The organism is Bradyrhizobium sp. 31Argb, from assembly GCF_043638955.1.
Taxonomy (GTDB): Bacteria; Pseudomonadota; Alphaproteobacteria; order Rhizobiales; family Xanthobacteraceae; genus Bradyrhizobium.
Genome location: NZ_JBEGDB010000550.1, coordinates 1 through 1,922 on the forward strand (window position 1 = coordinate 1; position 1,922 = coordinate 1,922).

General features: G+C 59.3%; 1 protein-coding gene. It reads right to left on the reverse strand.

Features of this window, described 5'->3' with window-relative positions; all coding sequences use genetic code 11:
- Window positions 1-112: 112 nt before the first annotated feature.
- The gene (ltrA, locus tag AAFX91_RS41235; RefSeq protein WP_394570302.1) at window positions 113-1,429 is read right to left on the reverse strand and encodes a group II intron reverse transcriptase/maturase; all 1,317 of its coding nucleotides are present in this window, start codon (window positions 1,427-1,429) and stop codon (window positions 113-115) included.
- Window positions 1,430-1,922: the final 493 nt, after the last annotated feature.

The window sequence follows — 1,922 nt, forward strand, 5'->3', positions numbered from 1 at the left end:
AGTAGAGTCGAGGAGAGGCGCGGTGATGCGCTTGTTGCGCGTTCCGTTTCCTCTCCCCGCTCATCAAACCGGACGTGCGGTTTTCCCGCATCCGGCTTTCCGACAGGTTTCGTCACAAGGCGCACGTCGGCGACACTTTGCGCACGCGGTTCAGCACAAGTACGCCAGGGTTCCCATAGATCTGATCAGAGAACCGTCTGACGCCACGTCCTGGCGTTTTATGTCGTCTGCGCAGAAAGGCGAGCACGCGGTCAAAGACGTGTCGATCAACGGCCTGATGAGCCGTAGCAAGCGAGCCATAGCTGAAGTAAGCGGACCAGCCGCGCAGAAGGCGGTTCAGTCGTGCTTGTACTTCGGGCCAAGCGCCCTTGTTGCCCGGCGTCAGCAGTTCGCTGACCTTCCTCTTGATCCGCAGCACGTTTTTCTTCGACGGAGCCGCGCCAAGATACCACCGCCCCCCATTGCGGAAGTGGCGGGGTCCGAGCGTGTACCCAAGGAAGTCAAAGCTTTCCAATCGGGCATTCTTCACCGAGGTTTTAGTCTCGTTGAGTGTCAGCCCAAGCTTGGTCATCACCGCTTTCGTCCACGTCAATGCGTCTTCCGCGTAGCCGCGGCTGAGAATGACGAAGTCGTCGGCATAGGAGATAATCTGGCCATGGAATGCTTCACGCCGACCGCTGAGTCGCCAATGCTTCAGGAACCGGTTCATGTAGATGACGGAGAGCAGCGGACTGATGACACCGCCCTGTGGCGTGCCACACTTGTTGCTCTTACCGCCGCTCATGCGCCGTTTCCCGTTGCTATCCCGCTCCTCGACCGGTACTCGCAGCCATAACTTAATCAGCCGCAGCACATTCCGGTCGACGATGCGTCGGGCCACCGATTTGAGGAGGTCCGAGTGTGGTATCGTGTCGAAGTATTTCGACAAATCGGCGTCAACAACATCTGTGTAGCCCCGGCACATAAGCCGGTGCACTTCCTTGACGGCATCGACCGCGTTGCGGCGCGGGCGATATCCATAAGCGCCGTCCTCAAAATCCGCCTCGAAGATCGGTTCCAGCACGATCTTTGCAGCAGCTTGGACGACCCGGTCCCGGATTGTTGGGATACCGAGCGGACGTACGCCGCCGCCGGGCTTCGGGATCATCACCCGCCGCACCGGATCGGGCCGATAGGTCTTCGTGACGAGTTCATCGCGCAGGCCAGCCAACCATGCTTCGAGTCCCGACGCGTCGATCTGTTCGAAAGTTATTCCGTCCACTCCCGGCGCACCCGCGTTGGCGCGGGCCAGCTTGTAGGCATGGCTCAGAATGTCCTCGCGGCAGATCTTGTCGTACAGCACGTAGAAGCGGAAGGCAGGCTCCGCCTTCGCTTTGCAATAAAGCTTTCTCTGAAGGCTCCTGATCTTATCGGGCGTTTCAAGGCTCATCGCCAATCTACCCTTTCCCTCGCCATCTTCAAAAGCGCACCTGAAGTCAGGGTCCTTTCCTCCGCCGGAATTACCCGGTTTCATCGGTACCTTTGACCCTGTCCGACTCCCGTCCGGTCCATCGACTACTCAATGCTGAAGGCGCGACCTTCGACCAAGACGGGTCTCCCCCGATTACCCGTACTACCTTTCCAACGTGCCGTGCCCATTACCCCGGTGAACCAGACAGGTGCGTGCGTCGATTGCTTCCCTGTCCGCACGGCCTTCCCCGCCATACGATCGGGTCGGCATTCACATCGTAACTTTCGAGGCGTGCTCAGGCTTCACTCACGTTACGGCCCGCTGGATTGCTCGGCCGCCTAAAGCGACCTTTGTCACGAGGCTTCGATCCGTCCGATTGCTCGTCCAAACCGCTCGTCAGCTACCAGATCAATCGACAACTCTCTGGGTGGATCCTTCCTCCACTGGTAATACGCGCCGTCGGGGCGCACCG

Excerpts from the sequence above, each read along its gene's own strand:
- ltrA (WP_394570302.1), bottom strand. The coding sequence starts at position 1,429 with ATGAGCCTTGAAACGCCCGATAAGATCAGGAGCCTTCAGAGAAAGCTT.